The sequence below is a fragment of the Streptomyces sp. NRRL F-5755 genome, from assembly GCF_001279365.1.
In the GTDB taxonomy this organism is placed as follows: domain Bacteria; phylum Actinomycetota; class Actinomycetes; order Streptomycetales; family Streptomycetaceae; genus Streptomyces; species Streptomyces rimosus.
In genome coordinates, this window is the sequence record NZ_LGCW01000223.1 from 1 (window position 1) to 277 (window position 277).

A 277-nucleotide genomic window follows, 5' to 3' on the forward strand; every position below is an offset into this window, starting at 1 on the left:
CCCGTCCGGCTCCGGCAAGTCCACCCTGATGCACTGCATGGCCGGACTGGACGCGATATCTGGCGGCTCGGCCCTGATCGGCGACACCGAGCTGAACGGCCTGAAGGACAAGCACCTGACCCGGCTGCGCCGCGACAAGATCGGCTTCATCTTCCAGGCGTTCAACCTGCTGCCCACCCTGACCGCGCTGGAGAACATCACGCTGCCGATGGACATCGCCGGGCGCAGGCCCGACCGGCAGTGGCTGGACCGCGTCGTCGAGACCGTCGGCCTGTCC

Annotated in this window: 1 protein-coding gene; it reads left to right on the plus strand. The window is 68.2% G+C overall.

Translation table 11 applies throughout. The annotated features are described in order from the left end of the window. Positions 1–277, plus strand: a 277-nt coding sequence (locus ADK86_RS18270) for an ATP-binding cassette domain-containing protein (protein ID WP_159393881.1), incomplete at both ends; no start/stop codon positions are given.